General features: G+C 72.4%; 14 protein-coding genes. 10 read left to right on the top strand and 4 right to left on the bottom strand.

What is annotated here, in order from left to right; all coding sequences use genetic code 11:
• The first annotated feature begins 58 nt into the window (after positions 1-58).
• Together BLS70_RS00665 and BLS70_RS00660 are read left to right on the top strand one after the other, a co-directional pair.
• The gene (locus BLS70_RS00665; RefSeq protein ID WP_091763611.1) at positions 59-532 is read left to right on the top strand and encodes a Fur family transcriptional regulator; all 474 of its coding nucleotides are present in this window, start codon (positions 59-61) and stop codon (positions 530-532) included.
• Positions 529-2190, top strand: coding sequence for a catalase (locus BLS70_RS00660; protein ID WP_091763610.1), 1662 nt, complete (start codon positions 529-531; stop codon positions 2188-2190). Before BLS70_RS00665 ends, BLS70_RS00660 begins: the two co-directional genes overlap by 4 nt.
• A gap of 58 nt (positions 2191-2248) precedes the next feature.
• Here BLS70_RS00660 and pabB read toward each other — a convergent pair whose 3' ends face one another.
• From pabB to BLS70_RS00645, 3 genes are all read right to left on the bottom strand, one after another.
• Positions 2249-4045: an aminodeoxychorismate synthase component I gene (gene pabB, locus BLS70_RS00655; RefSeq protein WP_255362137.1), complete on the bottom strand. Its 1797-nt coding sequence runs from the start codon at positions 4043-4045 to the stop codon at positions 2249-2251.
• Positions 4032-5018, bottom strand: a complete 987-nt coding sequence (locus BLS70_RS00650) for a proteasome assembly chaperone family protein (RefSeq protein ID WP_218122215.1) — start codon at positions 5016-5018, stop codon at positions 4032-4034. The genes pabB and BLS70_RS00650 overlap by 14 nt, the downstream gene beginning before the upstream one ends.
• A gap of 81 nt (positions 5019-5099) precedes the next feature.
• Complete coding sequence (locus BLS70_RS00645; RefSeq protein WP_091763608.1) at positions 5100-6458, bottom strand: AI-2E family transporter; 1359 nt, start codon at positions 6456-6458, stop codon at positions 5100-5102.
• A 77-nt stretch (positions 6459-6535) separates the two neighbouring features.
• Here BLS70_RS00645 and BLS70_RS00640 point away from each other — a divergent pair, with 77 nt between their 5' ends.
• From BLS70_RS00640 to BLS70_RS00625, 4 genes are all read left to right on the top strand, one after another.
• Positions 6536-7003 carry a PPOX class F420-dependent oxidoreductase gene (locus tag BLS70_RS00640; protein ID WP_091763607.1) on the top strand — a complete coding sequence of 156 codons (468 nt, stop codon included), beginning with the start codon at positions 6536-6538 and terminating at the stop codon, positions 7001-7003.
• Positions 7004-7041: 38 nt separating this feature from the next.
• On the top strand, positions 7042-7629 hold the full coding sequence (locus BLS70_RS00635; protein ID WP_091763606.1) for a hypothetical protein: 588 nt from the start codon (positions 7042-7044) through the stop codon (positions 7627-7629).
• Positions 7626-8144, top strand: coding sequence for a hypothetical protein (locus BLS70_RS00630; protein WP_091763605.1), 519 nt, complete (start codon positions 7626-7628; stop codon positions 8142-8144). Before BLS70_RS00635 ends, BLS70_RS00630 begins: the two co-directional genes overlap by 4 nt.
• 74 nt (positions 8145-8218) lie before the next feature.
• Positions 8219-8764, top strand: coding sequence for a hypothetical protein (locus tag BLS70_RS00625; RefSeq protein ID WP_091763604.1), 546 nt, complete (start codon positions 8219-8221; stop codon positions 8762-8764).
• Between the two features lie 82 nt (positions 8765-8846).
• On the opposite strand, the gene BLS70_RS00620 is transcribed toward BLS70_RS00625, so the two are convergent.
• A complete protein-coding gene (locus BLS70_RS00620) occupies positions 8847-10160 on the bottom strand; it encodes an acyl-CoA dehydrogenase family protein (protein ID WP_091763603.1) in 1314 nt (437 codons plus the stop codon).
• A gap of 187 nt (positions 10161-10347) precedes the next feature.
• Between BLS70_RS00620 and BLS70_RS00615 the strand changes: the two genes are divergently transcribed.
• The 4 genes from BLS70_RS00615 (at position 10348) to BLS70_RS00600 (ending at position 17359) form a co-directional block, all read left to right on the top strand.
• Positions 10348-11619: a PucR family transcriptional regulator gene (locus BLS70_RS00615; protein ID WP_091763602.1), complete on the top strand. Its 1272-nt coding sequence runs from the start codon at positions 10348-10350 to the stop codon at positions 11617-11619.
• Between the two features lie 274 nt (positions 11620-11893).
• On the top strand, positions 11894-13519 hold the full coding sequence (locus tag BLS70_RS00610) for an ABC transporter substrate-binding protein (protein ID WP_091763601.1): 1626 nt from the start codon (positions 11894-11896) through the stop codon (positions 13517-13519).
• A gap of 268 nt (positions 13520-13787) precedes the next feature.
• Positions 13788-15443: an ABC transporter substrate-binding protein gene (locus BLS70_RS00605; RefSeq protein WP_176946214.1), complete on the top strand. Its 1656-nt coding sequence runs from the start codon at positions 13788-13790 to the stop codon at positions 15441-15443.
• A 248-nt stretch (positions 15444-15691) separates the two neighbouring features.
• Positions 15692-17359, top strand: a complete 1668-nt coding sequence (locus tag BLS70_RS00600; RefSeq protein ID WP_143030310.1) for an ABC transporter substrate-binding protein — start codon at positions 15692-15694, stop codon at positions 17357-17359.
• Positions 17360-17394: the final 35 nt, after the last annotated feature.

Raw genomic sequence — 17394 nt, 5'->3', positions numbered from 1 at the left:
GGGAGGCACGGGGTCCTTAAGTTGACTAGTTCAAAACAAGGGTGTTGGGTGGACGCCGATGGAGACGACCTGGGCGCACCGGCTGCGCGAGACGGGCCTGCGGGTCACCCGACCGCGGCTGTCCGTGCTCGACGTCCTCTCCGCCCACCCCCACGCCGATGCCGACACCATCGTCACCGGCGCCCGCGCCCAGCACCCCACGCTGTCCCCGCAGACCGTCTACGGCGTGCTGGACGCGCTGGTCTCCGTGGGGCTCGCCCGCCGGATCGAACCCGCCGGCGCGCCCGCGCTCTTCGAGCTGCGGGTGGGCGACAACCACCACCACCTGGTCTGCCGCTCCTGCGGCGTCGTCGCGGATGTCGACTGCGCCGTGGGAGCCGCCCCGTGCCTGAGTCCCTCGGACGCGGCCGGCTTCGTCGTCGACGAGGCCGAGGTCGTGTTCTGGGGGCTGTGCCGAGCCTGTCAGCAGCCGGCAGCAGCAGAGTCCGTGCAGTTCGAAGCGCACGAAATCCGAGGAGGAGCATCCGCATGACCGACGTCGCATCGCAGGGCGCGGCCCCGAGCGAGGCCGACCGCCCGGTCCTGACCAACCGTCAGGGCCACCCGGTCTACGACAACCAGAACCAGCGGACGGTGGGCGCACGTGGCCCGGCGACCCTGGAGAACTACCAGTTCCTCGAGAAGATCAGCCACTTCGACCGGGAGCGCATCCCGGAGCGCGTGGTGCACGCCCGCGGCATCACCGCGTTCGGCTACTTCGAGGCCGACGGCACCGTCGGCGACGAGCCGATCGCGAACTACACCCGGGCCAAGCTGTTCCAGGAGAAGGGCAAGCGCACCGACGTCGCCGTGCGGTTCTCCACGGTGGCCGGTGGCCGCGACTCCTCCGAGTCCGCGCGCGACCCTCGCGGCTTCGCCGTGAAGTTCTACACCGAGGACGGCAACTGGGACCTCGTCGGCAACAACCTGGGTGTCTTCTTCATCCGGGACGCCATCAAGTTCCCCGACTTCATCCACTCGCAGAAGCCGGACCCGGTCACCTTCGAGGCCAGCGTCGCCGAGCGCGCCTTCGACTTCTTCAGCCAGACCCCCGAGGCCATGCACATGATCTCGCTGGTCTTCAGCCCCCGCGGCACCCCGGCCAACTACCGGAACATGCAGGGCTTCGGCGTGAACACCTACAAGTGGCTCAACGCCGCCGGTGAGAGCGTCCTGGTCAAGTACCACTGGTACCCCCGCGAGGGCGTGAAGTCCTGGCGCGCCGCGGACGCCGCGGCCGCGCAGGCCAAGAGCCTGGGCACCCACACCAAGGACCTGCACGACTCGATCGCCGCGGGCGACTTCCCGCAGTGGGACCTCTACGTCCAGATCATGAGCGACGACGAGCACCCGGAGCTGGACTTCGACCCGCTCGACGACACCAAGACCTGGCCGCAGGAGCTCTTCCCGGTGCGCAAGGTCGGCACGATGACCCTCAACCGGATGCCGGTGGACAACTTCACCGAGAACGAGCAGATCGCGTTCGGCACCGGTGTGCTGGTCGACGGCCTGGACTTCTCCGACGACAAGATGCTGGTCGGCCGGACGTTCTCCTACTCCGACACCCAGCGCTACCGCGTGGGCCCGAACTACCTGCAGCTGCCGGTGAACGCGCCCAAGGCTCGCGTGGCCACCAACCAGCGCGACGGGCAGATGGCCTACGGCGTCGACCGCGCCGAGGGCACCAACCCGCACGTGAACTACGAGCCGTCGATCCTCGGTGGCCTGCGCGAGGCGGAGTACCCGACTCACGACGAGCAGGGCCCGGTCATCACCGGCCGGCTCACCCGCAAGCGGATCCCGCGCACGAACGACTACCAGCAGGCCGGTGAGCGCTACCAGCTCTCCGAGCAGTGGGAGAAGGACGAGCTGGTCGCCAACCTCGTCGGTGCCCTGGAGCAGTGCCGCCGCGACATCCAGGAGCGGATGGTGTGGCACTTCTTCATGTGCGACGACGAGTGGGGCCAGCGGGTCGGCGACGCCCTCGGCATCACCGCCGACGACGTGCGCGGCCTGGAGCCGCTCCAGACGCAGACGCTCACCGACGACGAGCTGGCCCGCGCGGCCAACCTCGGCAAGAACGGCCCGCGGGACGTCACCGGCAAGGACATGACGCACTGCGTGCCCAACGAGCACGTCGCCGTCGCCTGACGCCTCGCACCACCACGACGGGCCGCGACCGGGAAACCGGTCGCGGCCCGTCGTGCGTTCAGAGCAGGACGGCGGCGCGCCAGCCGCGCAGCGAGTTCACGACGGCGAGTTCCTCGGCGCCGGTGAGGTCGTCCGGCGTGAGTGGCCGTTGGTGCAGCCGGCCTGCCGCGACCAGCCGCCCGCGTTCCACGCCGGGCAGGCACCCGGACGACACCGGAGGCGTCCACCAGCGGCCGTCGAGCCGGACGGCGAGGTTGGCGATGGTCGTCTCCGTCACCTCCCCGCGCGAGGACGTCAGGACGACGTCGTCGGCGGCGGGCCACCGCGCGGCGCGCTCGGTGTAGACGTCCCGTCGCGTGGTCTTGTGCCGGAGCCAGACGTCGTCGGCGTCGACGGGCTCGGGGTCCACCGCGAGCCGGACCGGACCGTCGACGGCGGCCGGCGGCGGAGCGACCTCGATCTCCAGCCCCCCGTCGCGCCGGAGGACCAGCCGCACCCGCGCCGGTGCGGTGTCCTCGGCGACCCGGGCCAGCCGCCGGCGGACGTCGTCGAGGTCGAGGGGGAAGCCCGCCCAGGCGGCGGAGCCGGCCAGCCGGTCGAGGTGGCCCTCGAGGTTGCGCAGGGTGCCCCCGGGGAGGCGGGCCATCGTCTCCAGCAGCGCGAACTCCTCGTACGGCCGGCCGAGGATCTCCGCCTTCGCCAGCAGCTCGGCGTGCTCGGCGTCGGCATCCGAGGCCCAGGTGATGCCACCACCGGTGCCGTAGACGGCCGTACCGCCGGCCCGCTCGACCGTCACGGTCCGGATCGCCACGTTGAACCGGGCGCGGAAGGCCTGGCCCGGGGGTGCGACGACGCCGACCGCGCCGCAGTAGACCCCGCGCGGCTCGGCCTCCAGCTCCCGGATGAGCTGCATGGTCCGGTGCTTGGGCGCGCCGGTCACCGATCCGGAGGGGAAGAGGGCGCGGAAGACGTCGACCAGGCCGACATCGGGTCGCGGCCGTGCGGTCACGTCGGAGGTGAGCTGCCAGACCGTCTCGTAGCGCTCGGCGCGGAACAGCACGGGGACCTCGACGCTGCCCACCTCGGCGATGCGGCCCAGGTCGTTGCGCAGCAGGTCGACGATCATCAGGTTCTCGGCCCGCTCCTTGTCGCTGGCCAGGAGCGCCCGGCGCGCCTCGTCGTCCTCGATGGTGGTCGCGCCCCTGCGCGCGGTGCCCTTCATCGGGCGGGTGAGCAGACGGTCGCCGGTCCAGTCGACGAACAGCTCGGGGCTGGCGCTGGCGACGACGTGGCTGCCGACGTCCAGGAAGGCCGCCCACGACCCGCGCTGCCCGTACGCCAGGTCGGCGTAGAGCTGCTCCAGGTCACCGGTCACCGGTGCGTGCATCCGCACGGTGAGGTTCACCTGGTAGGCGTCCCCCGCGGCGATCGAGGCCCGGACCGCCGCGACGGCGTCCCGGTACCCGGCCGGTGTCCAGTCGCGCCGCCAGGGTCCGGCCGTGTAGTCGCGCGTGCGGCCCGGCGGGGGAGCGACGGGTGGCACCGCGTGCGCCCGGTCGGCGAGCCCGAACACCGCCAGGGGCAGCGACTCGCCCGGGGGGCGCGCGGGAACCGAGGCGCCGGGGTGGAGCCCGGGGGCCGCCTCGTAGGCCACGTAGCCGAAGGCCCACGCCCCGGCGGCCGTCGCCCGCTCCACCTCGGCCAGCACGGGCACGACGTCGGCCGTCTCCCGCGCCACCAGGACCCGGTCGGCCCGCGGGAAGGCCAGGGCGGTGCCCGCGGCCAGGTCGTCGAACCGCCCGTGCACCGGGCCGCCCAGGCCGGAGTCGTTCAGGGCAGGGTCACTCGCCGCCACGGGGGTGCTTGCGGTCCTGGTCGGCCAGGAACCGCTCGAACTCGGCGCCGATCTCCTCGGCCGTCGGGACCGCGCCCTCCTCGCTGAGCAGGTCGCTGTTCTCCCGAGCCGTGGTGAAGGCGTCGTACTGCTGCTCCAGGGCGGCGACGACCGCGGTGTTCTCCGCCGACCGGGCGATCTGCTCGTCGACCTCGGTGCGGTGGGTCTCGGCGGCCTCGCGCAGCGACTCGACCGGCACGTGCAGGCCGGTCAGCTGCTCGAGGTGCTCCAGCAGCGTCAGGGAGGCGGCGGGGTACGTGGCCTGGGCCAGGTAGTGCGGCACGTGGACGGCGACGCCGAGGGCGTCCACTCCGGCCTCGCCGAGCCGCACCTCCAGCAGCGAGGCCACGCTGCCGGGGATCCGCATCTCGCCCCAGTACACCGGGTACTGCTCGATGAGCGCCCGGCGGGTGGCGTGCGCGGTGACGGTGACCGGGCGGGTGTGCGGCACCGGCATCGGGATCGCGTGCAGGGCCACCACCGAGGTCACGCCCAACCGCTGGACCAGCTGGGCGATCGCGGCGACGAACCGCTCCCACTGGAAGTCCGGCTCGGTGCCGTGCAGCAGCAGGAACGGGGTGCCGGCGTCGTCCTCGACGGAGTACAGCTGGATCTCCGGCGCGTGGAAGGTCTCGTAGCGGTCGCCGCTGAAGGTGACGCGGGGCCGGTGCGCCCGGTAGTCCACGAGGGCGTCGGCGTCGAAGCGGGCGATGACCTCGTGCGGGAGGCCGGCCAGCAGGTGCGAGCCGGCCAGGGCGCCGGCGTGCGCGGCGTCGAAGTCCCCGGCGATGTCGTGCACGAGCACCAGCCCGCCACGGCCCTCGGGGCCTCCGGCCGCCTCCTCGCGGGCGAGGCCATGATTCTTCTCCCCGCCCGCGAGGAACTGATCCGCTCCGGGCAGGAGCTCGACGAGGTCCTCGGGTCGCTGGGTCACTCGGTCATACCTCCGTCGTCGGAACCACTTCCGCTGCAGCCTCGCGGCGCCCCGCGGCATTCCCGTCAGCGCCCCGACCGGTCAGCCGGACGTGGCGGGCCCGCCGGAGGTGGCCGGCCCGGTCGGGACGTCGGCGTCGGGCGGTGCCTGTTCCTCGGTCAGGACGGCGCCGTCCTGACCGCCCTCGAGCCTGGCCCGGGTGCCGTCCTCGTGCACCTCCGGGTTCCGGCCGTCCAGTTCGTCCCGGATGTAGCGGTAGACGACGGCGATGAGCGCCGCCACCGGCACGCCCAGGAAGGCGCCCGTGATCCCCGCCAGGCTGCCGCCCGCGGTCACCGCCAGGATGACCACGCCCGCGTGCAGGTTGAAGCCCCGCCCCTGGATGATCGGCTGCAGCACGTTGCCCTCGATCTGCTGCACCAGCAGCACGATGCCCAGGATGATCAGGGCGGTCGTGAGCCCCTCGTCGACCAGCGCGATGAGGACCGCGAACGCGCCGGCGACGAACGCACCGATGATCGGGATGAAGGCGCCGAAGAAGGTCAGTACGGACAGCGGGATCACCAGCGGGACGTCGAAGATCCACAGCCCGAGGCCGATGAACAGCGCGTCGATGAAGCCGACCAGCGCCTGCTGCCGGATGAACTCCGACAGCGTCGACCAGGTCTTGTACGACAGCGCGGCCACGTGGCGGGCGGCCCGGGGGCCGGTCTGCGCCGACAGCCAGGGCACCCAGCGGGTGCCGTCCTTGAGGAAGAAGAAGCACAGCAGCAGGGCCAGCAGGAGGTTGATCAGTCCGCTGCCGACCGCCGAGGCGCCCGACACCGCGGTGCTGGCGATGTCCTGGGCGTTGCCCTGGATGTTGTTGATGACGGAGTCGACGGCGTCGCCGATCTGCTGCTCGTCGATGTTGAACGGCGGGCCCTGCAGGCGTTCCTGGAGGTCCTGGAGACCACCGGAGGCCTGGTCGCCCAGCTCGACGACCTGGTCGGCGACCGACGGCGCGATGGCCGCGATCAGGCCGCCGAACGCGGTGAGGAAGACGACCACCACCACGCTGGCCGCCAGCGCCGGCGGCCAGCCGTGCCGGCGGAGGAACCTCGTGGGCGGCCAGAGCACGGTGGCGATCAGCAGCCCCAGGACGATCGGGAGCAGGACCACCCACAGTCTGCCCAGCACGTACCCGAGGACCACCACCGCGGCGACGATGAGCAGGAACTGGGCGGAGGCGGTCGCGAGGACGCGGGAGGCGGCCTGCATCCGGGCGCCCCGGCTGTCGTCCGGGGCGGGGGCCTGGCTGCCGGCCGCGCCGGTGACGCCGTCGGTGACCGGCGCGGCGGTCACGCCGGACGGGTGGGGCGCCGGGGCGCGGGGCGCCTCGACGGTGCGGGCGGCGTCGTCCCGGCGGGGGAGCTTCAGACCTGGAACGCGGAGCCTCATGGAAGTGATCACAGCACACGCGGCGCGGTCCGACCGGCCGGACGGCGATCGTCACACCCGCGTCGTAGCGTCGGGTCATGCCGAGGACCGCCACCGCCGACCGTGTCCACCGCGCTGCCCTGCTGGAGTTCCTCCGGCCCCGCCACAAGGCCGTGCTCGTCACCCGCCGCCGCGACGCCGGGGTGCAGCTCTCGCCGGTGACGTGCGGCGTGGACGGCGAGGGACGCATCGTCGTCTCCACCTACCCGCAGCGCGCCAAGGCGGCCAACGCCCGCCGGGCCTCGGCGGTGTCGCTGTGCGTGCTGTCCGACGACTTCGACGGGCCCTGGGTCCAGGTGGACGGCGAGGCGGAGGTGCTGGACCTGCCGGAGGCGCTGGAGCCGCTGGTCGACTACTACCGGGCGATCAGCGGAGAGCACCCCGACTGGGACGAGTACCGCGCGGCCATGGTGCGCCAGGGCAAGTCGCTGCTGCGGATCACCGTCACCGGGTGGGGGCCCGTCGCGACGGGTGGATTCCCCCCCGACGTGGTCGACAAGCTCTGAGGCTTGCATCTTCTGATGAAAGCTGACAGGCTTGCGGGGTGCCCTTCGTGCTGACGGTCGACCAACGCGCCAGCCGGCGGACCCCGGACCGGGTCGCCGACGTGCTGGGCCGCCTCGAGCGCTCGGTGCCGGCGGTGTTGGCCTTCGAGCGCACCGCGGGTGACGAGTTCCAGGGTGTGCTCGACGACCCGGACGTCGTCGTGGACGTCGTCCTCGACCTGCTGCGCGACGGCACCTGGAGCGTGGGCGTGGGCGCGGGTCCGGTGCAGACGCCGCTGCCCTCCAGCACCCGCGCCGCGGCCGGGCCGGCGTTCCTCAGCGCACGCCGGGCGGTCGACGCGGCCAAGCAGCGCTCCGTGCACGTGGCGGTCCGCGGCGCGGGAGCGACGGACGCCGAGGACGCGCAGGCGGTGCTGAGCGCGCTGGCGGTCGTCGTCGAACGGCGCAGTCCCCAGGCGTGGGAGGCCATCGGACTGGTCGAGGACGGCCGCACCCAGGCCGAGGCCGCGGCCGCGCTCGGCATCTCCCGCCAGGCGGTCGGCCAGCGCCTCGCGGCCGGGCTGTGGGAGCTGGAACGCGAGCTGCGGCCGACCGCCGCACGCTTGCTGGTCAGGGCGGCGGGATGAACGTCCTCGCCCTCGTGCTGCTGGGCCTGACCGGCGTCGCCGGGCTGGCGCTCGTGCTGCTGGGCCGGCCGGCGCCCCAGGCGCGGGGTGCGGCGATGGCGGCGCTGCTCGCCGCCGCGGCGGCGAGCGCCTGGGCCGGCGGGGACGCCACCGACACCGAGCTCGGCATCGCCACCGTGCTGGCCGTTTTCGCCTCCGTCGCGGGAGGCGGGCCGGTGGCCACCGGCGTGCTGCACGCCGCGGATCCCGCCGCGGTCGGCGTGCTGGGCGGAGCCCAGGACCCGGAGATCCTGCGTGGGGGTGCGTGGATCGGCGTGCTGGAGCGCGCGGCGCTCACCGGCACGCTGCTGGCCGGCTGGCCCGAGGGGCTGGCCGTCGTCCTGGCCGTGAAGGGGCTGGGCCGCTTCGCGGAGCTGCGGTCGCCGGCGGCCGCCGAACGCTTCATCGTGGGCACCCTGGCCAGCGCCCTCTGGGCCGCCGCCTGCGCCGGTCTGGTGCTGCTCCTGCGGGTCTGACCGGCGGCTACGCCGCGCGGGGCGCCTCCCCGGCGGCGACAATGGGCGGGAATCCGTCGTCGTCAGGAGGCACCGTGTCCGAGTCGTCCACCGGGGGAGCGCTGCGTCACCCCGAGTTGCTCGGCGTCTACTGCAACGACCACCTCGCCGCCGCCACCGGCGGCATCGAGCTGGTCACCCGGATGATCGGCCGCTGGCGGGGGACCCCGTACGAGCAGCCGCTCGAGCAGCTGCTGGACGAGCTGCGCGAGGAGCGCGCGGGCCTGCGCTCCACGATGTCCTCGCTCGGGGTGCCGGTCCGCCAGTACAAGCAGCTGGCCACCTGGGTGGGGGAGAAGCTGACGCGGGCCAAGCTCAACGGGCGGCTGGTGTCCCGGTCACCGCTGAGCGACCTCATCGAGTTCGAGTTCATCGCGACCGCCGTGCTCGCCAAGCGGGCGGGGTTCGAGACGCTGCGCGCGCTCGGCGAGGTCGACACCCGCGTCGACGCCGCGCTGTTCGAGCGGCTCATCGACCAGGCCGACGACCAGCACACCTGGCTGGCCGAGGCCCGCCGCGAGGTCGCCGCCGACGTGTTCGGCGGCCGGCCGCAGGCCGCCAGCGACGCCGCGGACACCTGAGCCGCCCTCCCACGAAAGCACGGAGACCCGTGGTCCACCCCTCGCGGGGCGCACCACGGGTCCCCGTGTCCGTGCGGTGTGCCTACTGCGACTGGGTGCCCGTCCGCAGCGAGCGGAACGGGACGTCCTTCGACGCGTCGGGCTCGCGGGGGAGGCCGAGCACCCGCTCACCGATGATGTTGTGCTGGACCTCGTCGGACCCGCCGTAGATCGAGGGCGCGGGCGCGCCCAGGAACTGCAGGGCCAGGGCCCCGTTCAGCGGGCCGTCCTCGCCGGCGAGCATGCCCGACGGTCCGGCGATCTCCATGCCGACGTCGCGGGACATCCGGGTGATGCGCGAGACCATGAGCTTGCCCAGCGACGCCTCGGGGCCGGGGCGGCCGCCGGCCTCGACCGCGGCACGCGCACGCAGCGTGTTCCAGCGGTTGAGCGAGGTCAGCGCGTGCACCCGGGCGATGCCCTGGCGCACGGAGGGGTCCTGGTCGCGGCCCATGTTCTTGGCCATCTTGGCCAGCGCCTCGCCGTTGCGGACCATCATCATGGCGGGCACGCGACCGCCGGACGCCTGGCGCTTCTGGGAGTCGACGAACTCCCCGACGGACTGCTCGAGGAGCTGCGCGGAGCGACGGCCACCGGGTGCCGACAGCGGGAACCCGAGGGAGCCGCCACCACCCAGGCCGACGCGCTCGTTGGCCAGCGTGGTCCGGGCGACGTTCCAGCCGTTGTTCAGGCCACCGATGATGTTGTCGGCGCTGACGCGGGCGTCGGTGAGGAAGACCTCGGCGAAGTGCGCCTCGCCGGTGATCTGCCGCAGCGGACGCACCTCGATGCCCGGCTGGTCCATCTCGATGGCGAAGTACGTGATGCCGGCGTGCTTGACGGCGTCCGGGTCGGTGCGGGCGATCAGCATGCCGACGTCGGAACCCATGGCGCCCGACGTCCAGACCTTCTGGCCGTTGACGACGTACTCGTCACCGTCCAGCTCGGCCTTCGTCTGCAGCGCGGCCAGGTCGGAACCCGCACCGGGCTCGCTGAACAGCTGGCACCAGGCGTCCTCGCCGACGAGGATCCGCCGGATGTAGGCGGTCCGCTGCTCGTCGGTGCCGTGGGAGATGATCGTGGGCGCAGCGAGCATGCGCGACAGGCCGGGCGGCGGTCCGACGGCGTTGATCTTCTTGAACTCGTCGTAGGCCTCGGCGGCCAGGTCGTTGGTCAGCCCCTTGCCGTACCACTGCGCAGGCCACTGCGGCACCGCCCAGCCGGAGTCGGCCAGCTTGCCCAGCCAGTCCTTGAGCGACACCGAAGGGTCCCAGTGCTCGTCGATGAACGCCTTGACGGCGCTGCGGACCTGACTCGGGGTGTCCAGTTGTTCGGCCGTGGTGGTCTCGATGGCCATACGCACTCCTTCGGGCGCTCGGGTCTCCCGAACCTAGTGCTCCCCTGGAAAAGTGCAAGGCTCTAACTAATCGCTCTTGCCGTCCGCCGCACCCGCCGCCCGCGGAGGACTCCGTCCGGGGAACACTCGGACGTCCACCGTCGTCCCACCCGCCCGCCCGCGGGGCGCGCAGACCACCGGAGGCGCAGTGCCCGAGCCGAACGAGTGCGACCGGGCGCGGCCGTGCGCGCCCCGGCGTCCCGGCGACGGTGCCCACCCGCCGGTGCTGGCGGCGATCGCCGCGGAGCTCCTCGACGCGGACCTGACCGCGCTGGCCGGTGAGGTCAGCGAGCGCCTGCGGGCCGAGGAGCCGGCCTACCGGCGCCTCGGGGCCGGGGAACTGACCACCGACGTCGCCGCCCACCTCGATGCCACGCTCGACCGGCTGTCGAGAGACCGGTCCACGGTCCCGGCCGGCGACGCCGGGTGCGCGACGGTCGGCCGGCGCCGCGCCGAGCAGAACATCCCGCTGCCCGTCGCCCTCCGCGGGCTGCGCTCGGCGGCCTCCGTCCTCTGGCGGGAGCTGGCCGCGCGCGCAGCCGCGCGGACCCCCGCGGAGACGACCGTCTTCCTCGAGCAGTCCGGAGCGCTCTGGACGGTCCTCGACGAGCAGTCCCGAGCACTGGCCACCGGGTACGACGAGGGGCTCACCGCCCTCACCGACGCCGACCGCGAACGACGACGCCTCCTGCTCGACGCCCTCGTCGACGGGCGGCTGGGGGAGTGGTCGCGCCTCGGCGGCAGTCTGACCCGGCTCGGCCTGCCCGAGGAGGGCCCTTACGTCGCGGTCTCCGCCGAGCAGGACGCCGCCGGCCGCCCCGCGCTCGCCGGCGCCGAGGACTTCCTGGCCGGTCACGGGGTCCGCTCCGCCTGGCGGACCACCCTGGACGGCACGGTCGGCATCGTGGCGATCGGGGAGTGGCGGACCGTCACCTCCATCCGCGAACTGCTGGGCACCCTGGCGACGGGGCGCGTGGGGCTCAGCCGTTCCTATGCCGACGCGCTGCAGACCTCCGTCGCCGTGGCCCGCGCCATGGTGGCCCGCCGGTGCCTGCCGGCCGGGGCCGTGGGCGTGACGGCGATCGACGACGACCCGGTGGCGGCGCTGCTGGCCTCGTCGGTCGAGACCTCGACGGAGGTCTCCCGCCTTCTGCTCGGTGCCGTCATGGAGCTGCCGGAGCCGGAGCAGCAGACGCTGCTGGCCACGCTGGCCACCTGGCTGGCCACCAACGGCAACTCCACCGAGACCGGCCGGCTGCTGTTCTGCCACCGCAACACGGTGCGCAACCGGCTCGCCCGACTGGAGCAGCTCAGCGGCCAGTCGCTGGAGGACCCGCGCAGCGTCGCGCGCCTGTTCGTCGCCGTCGAGGCGTTGCGGCTGCTGGAGCCCTCGGTGCTCGGGGACGCCGGCAGCGCCTGACCGGGGCCCCCGGATCCCGACTGCGCGGGGACTATCCGCCCGGCTCGCGGCCCGCCGTTGTGCGCTCCGCATAGCCGGAGCCCTTGTGACAGTGACATCACGTCTAGTGACTCCAGTCACTGTGATGGAGGACACTTCCCGACAGCGCGGAGAGCGCAAACAGCAGGGGGCGGCCGCTCGCGCGCCCGGTGCCCCTGCTGACGAGCAACGTCGAGGGGTGGACATGCGCAGTCATTCGCATCCGGTGGGCAGGTGGCGCCGGACAGGTCGGGCCGTGGTCTCCGCGGGCATCGTGGGCCTGCTGATGGCGACGGCGGCCTGCGGTTCCGACGACGGGGACGGTGGCGGCGGGGAAGGTGCCGTCGTCGACGCCTCGGAGGCCGGCGACCCGGTCGACGGCGGCGAGATCGTCGTCGGCCTCGAGGCCGAGACGAACAGCTGGCTGCCCGGGACCGCGAACTTCGGCAACCCCGGATACAACGTGGCCTACTCCATCTACGACCCGCTGATGAAGCGGACGCCCGAGGGTGAGCCGGAGCCGTACCTGGCCGAGTCGATGGAGCCGAACGAGGACCTCACCGTGTGGACGCTCACGCTGCGTCCCGACGTGCAGTTCCACGACGGCACGCCGCTGAACGCCGAGGCCATCAAGACGATCTGGGACAACTACCTCGTGGCGCCGGGCTCCAACCTGGCGGCCAACCTCGCCGAGGTGCAGTCGGTGGACGTCGTCGACGACCTCACCGTCACGTACACCCTGAAGGCGCCCAACGCGGCCTTCCCTGACCTGCTCACGGACCCGGCCGGCTGGCCGTTCTCGCCGACCGCCGCGGCGGCGGCGGGTGCCGACGCCGGTTCCGAGCCGGTCGGCACCGGCCCGTTCAAGTTCGTCAGCTGGCAGCGGGACAGCCAGCTGGTCGTGGAGAAGAACGAGGACTACTGGCAGCCGGGTCTGCCGCACCTGGACAAGATCACGTTCCGTCCGATCCCCGACGAGGACACCCGCCTGTCCAGCCTCCAGAGCGGTGACATCGACGCGATGCAGTCCCTGCGGCAGAGCACGGTGTCCCGCGCCCGGGATGTCGAGGGCGTGGACAACTACGAGTTCCTCGGCAACAACAGCGGCGGGTCGAACTTCAACACCTCCCGGCCGCCGTTCGACGACCTCCGGGTGCGCAAGGCGCTGGCCCTCGCCCTGGACCAGGACGCGCTGATCGAGGTGCTGGGCGGCACCGGGCTCACCCCGCCGTCGACCCAGTTCTTCGGCCCGGAGGACCCGTTCTACTCGGAGAAGGCGGCCGAGGCCTGGCCGACGAACCGGCCCGACGAGGCGCAGGAGCTGTACGACGAGTACATCAACGACCCCCAGCGCAGCGACGGCAAGGCGGTCGGGGAGCCGGTCACCTTCACCTACAAGTGCCCGCCCGACCCGAGCCTGAACGAGCTGTCCCAGCTGTACCAGTCCTTCTGGAACGGGCTCGGGATGCAGGTGGAGCTCGAGCAGGTGGAGCAGGCGGCCTACACCTCGCAGGCCGTCGCCCGGGACTACGACGCCGGCTGCACCCGGCACGGCGCCGCCCGTGACCCGTACTACGTCTTCCAGCGCGCCTTCACCACCGGCGTGCCCAACGTGACGGAGTTCACGGACCCCAGGATCGACGAGGCCCTGGCCACCATGCGCGGCTCGACCGACGTCGAGGAGCGCAAGGCGGCGGCCGAGCAGATCAGCCTCGTGATCGCCGAGCAGGTGCCGGTCACGTTCACCGGCGGCACCCTCACGGTCGTCGCGGTCCGCGACGTGATCAAGAACGTCGACGGCTGGGTCTTCCCGGACGGCAGCGAGGGCAACGGAACGCCTGACGGCACCGCGATGTGGGGCCACGTCTGGAGCACGGAGTAGCACTGCGCACGCGTACAGCGGCCCGGGTGGATCACCGCCCGGGCCGTTGTGCTGTGCCCGGCTAGCACACCGACCCCGCTGTGCGGACCGCCGGGTCTCACCCTCCGTGACGGTGGCGGCCCGCCCAATGACTCTCCGCATTCCCGCGGGGAGACTTCGACCGGGCGCTCCGTGCGCCCGCGCCCCGGCGCGCCCTCTCCAGGGCCGGCGTCGAGGTGCCACGAGCACATGGTCGAGGGGTACACACATGCAACAACACCGGCGCCCGATGAGGGGCCCGTGGAAGCGCGCGCTCGTCTCCGCGGGCATCGCGGGTCTCCTGCTGGGCACCGCCGCCTGCGGTGGCGGCGGCTCGGACAGCAACGGCGACGCCGAGGCCGGCGCGGTCAGCGACGTCGGCGAGGCCGGCGACCCGGTCGAGGGCGGCGAGATCACCGTCGGCCTGGAGGCCGAGACGAACAGCTGGCTGCCCAACGAGGGCACCTTCAACCAGCCGGGGACGAACGTCGCCTACGCGATCTACGACCCGCTGATGCACCGCACCGCGGACGGGTCGGTCGAGCCCTACCTGGCCGAGTCCATGGAGCCGAACGCCGAGCTCTCCGAGTGGACCCTCAAGCTCCGCCCGGACGTGCAGTTCCACGACGGCACCCCGCTGAACGCCCAGGCGCTCAAGACGATCTTCGACGAGTACCTCACGGCGCCGGACTCGCGGCTGGCCGCCAGCCTGGCCCAGGTCACCTCGCTGGACGTCGTCGACGACCTCACCGTCGTCTACCGCCTGACGGCGCCCAACTCGGCCTTCCCCGACGAGCTCGTCACCGCGGCCGGCTGGCCGTTCTCGCCCACCGCGGCCGCGGCCGCTGGTGAGGACGCCGGTGCGAACCCGGTCGGGACCGGACCGTTCACGTTCGTCAGCTGGCAGCGCGACAGCAACCTCGTCGTGGAGAAGAACGAGAACTACTGGCAGGAGGGGCTTCCCCACCTGGACAAGATCACGTTCCGCCCGATCCCCGACGAGGACACCCGCCTGTCCAGCCTGCAGACCGCCGACATCGACGTCATGCAGTCGCTCCGGCAGAGCACCGTCGTGCGCGCCCGCGAGCTGGACGGCGTGAGCAACTACGAGCACCTGGGCAGCAACTCGGGTGGCATGACGATGAACACCAGTCGTCCGCCGTTCGACGACGTCCGGGTCCGCCAGGCCATGGCGCACGCCATGGACCAGAACGCGCTGATCGAGGTCCTGGGCGGTGCCGGTGTCACGCCGCCGCAGACCCAGTTCTTCAGCCCGGACAGCCCGTACTACTCGGAGAAGCTCGAGGAGAGCTACCCGAAGTTCGACGTGGAGCGGGCCCAGGAGCTCTACGACGACTACATCAACGACCCGGAGCGCTCCGACGGGAAGTCGGTGGGCGAGCCCATCTCGTTCACCTTCCAGTGCCCGCCGGACCCGAGCCTCAACGAGCTGTCGCAGCTCTACCAGGCGTTCTTCAACGCGCTGGGCGCCGAGGTCGAGCTCCAGCAGACCGAGCAGGCGGCCTGGATCCAGGACATGCTGGCCCGGGACTACGAGGCCGGCTGCACCCGTGTCGGTGCCGACCGCGACCCGTACATCGTGTTCAGCCAGGCGTTCCAGGAGAACCCGCTCAACATGACGGCGTTCCAGAGCCCGGAGATCGACGAGCAGCTGGAGATCCTCAAGACGACGACCGACATCGACGCCCGCAAGGCGGCGGTCGAGGCCATCGGCGAGGTCCTCAACGAGAACGTGCCCAACACCTTCTCGGCCGGCACGCTCACCGTCATGGCCACCCGTGACGCGGTGAAGAACCTGGACGGCTGGGTCTTCCCCGACGGCGCGGAGGGCAACGGCGCGAACAACGCGCAGATCATGTGGGGCCACGTGTGGGTCACCGACTGATCTGATCGGCACCACCACCACGGCCCGGGCGAGCACCTCGCCCGGGCCGTCGTGCTGTCCGGCGCGAGTCGCGCGCGGCGCACAGGTGGTGGACCCGCGGCGACGGGTAGTGACGTGGCTCACTCCATGGGCCACACTCCGACGGCGCGCGCTGGCGCGCGCGGGTCGACGCGCCGGCGGATGGTCGCCGTCGTGCGGCACGCACCTTCGGTCGGGGAGAAGAACGCATGCGAGGACGTCGGCGCCCGGTGGGAGGTCCGTGGAGGCGGGCCGTCGTCTCCGCCGGGCTGGTGGGTCTGCTGCTCGGGAGCGCCGCCTGTGGCGGCGGGGGCGACGACGGGGACGGTGACGGGGACGGCGGCACCGAGGTCGGCGCGGTCAACGACGTCTCGGACCGGGGTGATCCGGTCGACGGCGGCGAGATCACCGTGGGCCTGGAGGCCGAGACCAGCAGCTGGCTCCCGGGGGAGGGGACGTTCAACCAGCCCGGGATCAACGTCGCCTACGCGATCTACGACCCGCTGATGCACCGCACGGCCGACGGTGACGTCGAGCCGTACCTCGCCGAGTCGATGGAACCCAACGCCGACCTCACCGAGTGGACGCTGACGCTGCGCCCCGGCGTGACGTTCCACGACGGCACGCCGCTGAACGCCCAGGCCTTGAAGACGATCTTCGACGAGTACCTCACCGCTCCCGGGGCGAACACGGCGGCGTCGGTCGACGAGGTCACCTCGCTGGACGTCGTCGACGACCTCACCGTCGTCTACCGGCTGGTCGAGGCGAACGCCGCCTTCCCCGTCCTGCTCATCTCCTCGCCGGGCTGGCCGTTCTCGCCGACGGCGGCGGCCGCCGCCGGTGAGGACGCCGGCGCGAACCCCGTCGGCACCGGCCCCTTCCGGTTCGTCAGCTGGCAGCGGGACAGCCAGCTGGTGGTCGAGAAGAACGAGGACTACTGGCAGGAGGGGCTGCCGCACCTCGACCGCATCACCTTCCGCCCGATGCCGGACGAGGACACCCGCCTGGCCAGCCTGCAGAGCGGCGACATCGACGTGATGCAGAGCCTGCGGCAGAGCACCGTCATCCGGGCCCGCGACCTCGACGGCATCGACAACTACGAGCACCTGGGCAGCAACTCCGGTGGCGGGACGGTCAACACCAGCAAGCCGCCCTTCGACGACGTCCGGGTGCGCAAGGCTCTGGCGCATGCCCTGAACCAGGAGGCGATCATCGAGGTGCTCGGCGGCAAGGGCGTCACCCCGCCGACGACCCAGTTCTTCAGCGAGGACAGCCCGTACTACTCGGAGAAGGTCGCCGACAGCTACCCGGCGTACGACCCGGACAAGGCCCAGAAGTTCTACGACGACTACGTCAACGACCCGGAGCGCTCCGACGGGCTGCCGGTCGGTACCGACCTCTCCTTCACCTACAGCTGCCCCCCGGACCCCAGCCTCAACGAGGTCGCGCAGCTGGTGCAGTCGCTCTACGGCGCCCTCGGTGCGCAGGTCGAGCTGGAGCAGGTCGAGCAGGCCACCTGGATCCAGAAGATGCTCGCCCGGGACTACGACACCGGCTGCACCCGCGTCGGGGCGGACAGCGACCCCTACATCGTCTTCAACGCGGCCTTCACCGAGGGCCCGCTCAACATGACGGCGTTCCAGAGCCCGGAGATCGACGAGCAGCTCGACATCCTCCGGACGACCACGGACATCGACGAGCGGAAGGCGGCCGTGGAGGAGATCGGCCTGGTCATCAACGAGAACGTGCCCAACACCTTCAGCGGCGGGACGCTCACCGTCATGGCTGCCCAGGACCAGGTGAAGAACCTGGACGGCTGGGTCTTCCCGGACGGCACCAGGGGCAACGGCGCGGCCAGCGCACAGGTCATGTGGGGCCACGCCTGGCTGGCCGGGTAGCGGTCCGCGGCGGTGCGGTGGCCCGGCCGGGCCAC

This window comes from Blastococcus aurantiacus, from assembly GCF_900102425.1.
Lineage (GTDB): Bacteria > Actinomycetota > Actinomycetes > Mycobacteriales > Geodermatophilaceae > Blastococcus > Blastococcus aurantiacus.
Note: the sequence above shows the minus strand (reverse complement) of the source record. Positions and strands in the feature narration are given on the sequence as shown.

Bases quoted from the DNA above. Each gene is read 5' to 3' on its own strand.
- BLS70_RS00605 (WP_176946214.1), top strand. From the start codon at position 13,788: ATGAGGGGCCCGTGGAAGCGCGCGCTCGTCTCCGCGGGCATCGCGGGT.
- BLS70_RS00645 (WP_091763608.1), bottom strand. From the start codon at position 6,458: ATGAGGCTCCGCGTTCCAGGTCTGAAGCTCCCCCGCCGGGACGACGCC.
- BLS70_RS00620 (WP_091763603.1), bottom strand. From the start codon at position 10,160: ATGGCCATCGAGACCACCACGGCCGAACAACTGGACACCCCGAGTCAG.
- BLS70_RS00660 (WP_091763610.1), top strand. From the start codon at position 529: ATGACCGACGTCGCATCGCAGGGCGCGGCCCCGAGCGAGGCCGACCGC.
- BLS70_RS00665 (WP_091763611.1), top strand. From the start codon at position 59: ATGGAGACGACCTGGGCGCACCGGCTGCGCGAGACGGGCCTGCGGGTC.
- BLS70_RS00630 (WP_091763605.1), top strand. From the start codon at position 7,626: ATGAACGTCCTCGCCCTCGTGCTGCTGGGCCTGACCGGCGTCGCCGGG.
- BLS70_RS00640 (WP_091763607.1), top strand. From the start codon at position 6,536: ATGCCGAGGACCGCCACCGCCGACCGTGTCCACCGCGCTGCCCTGCTG.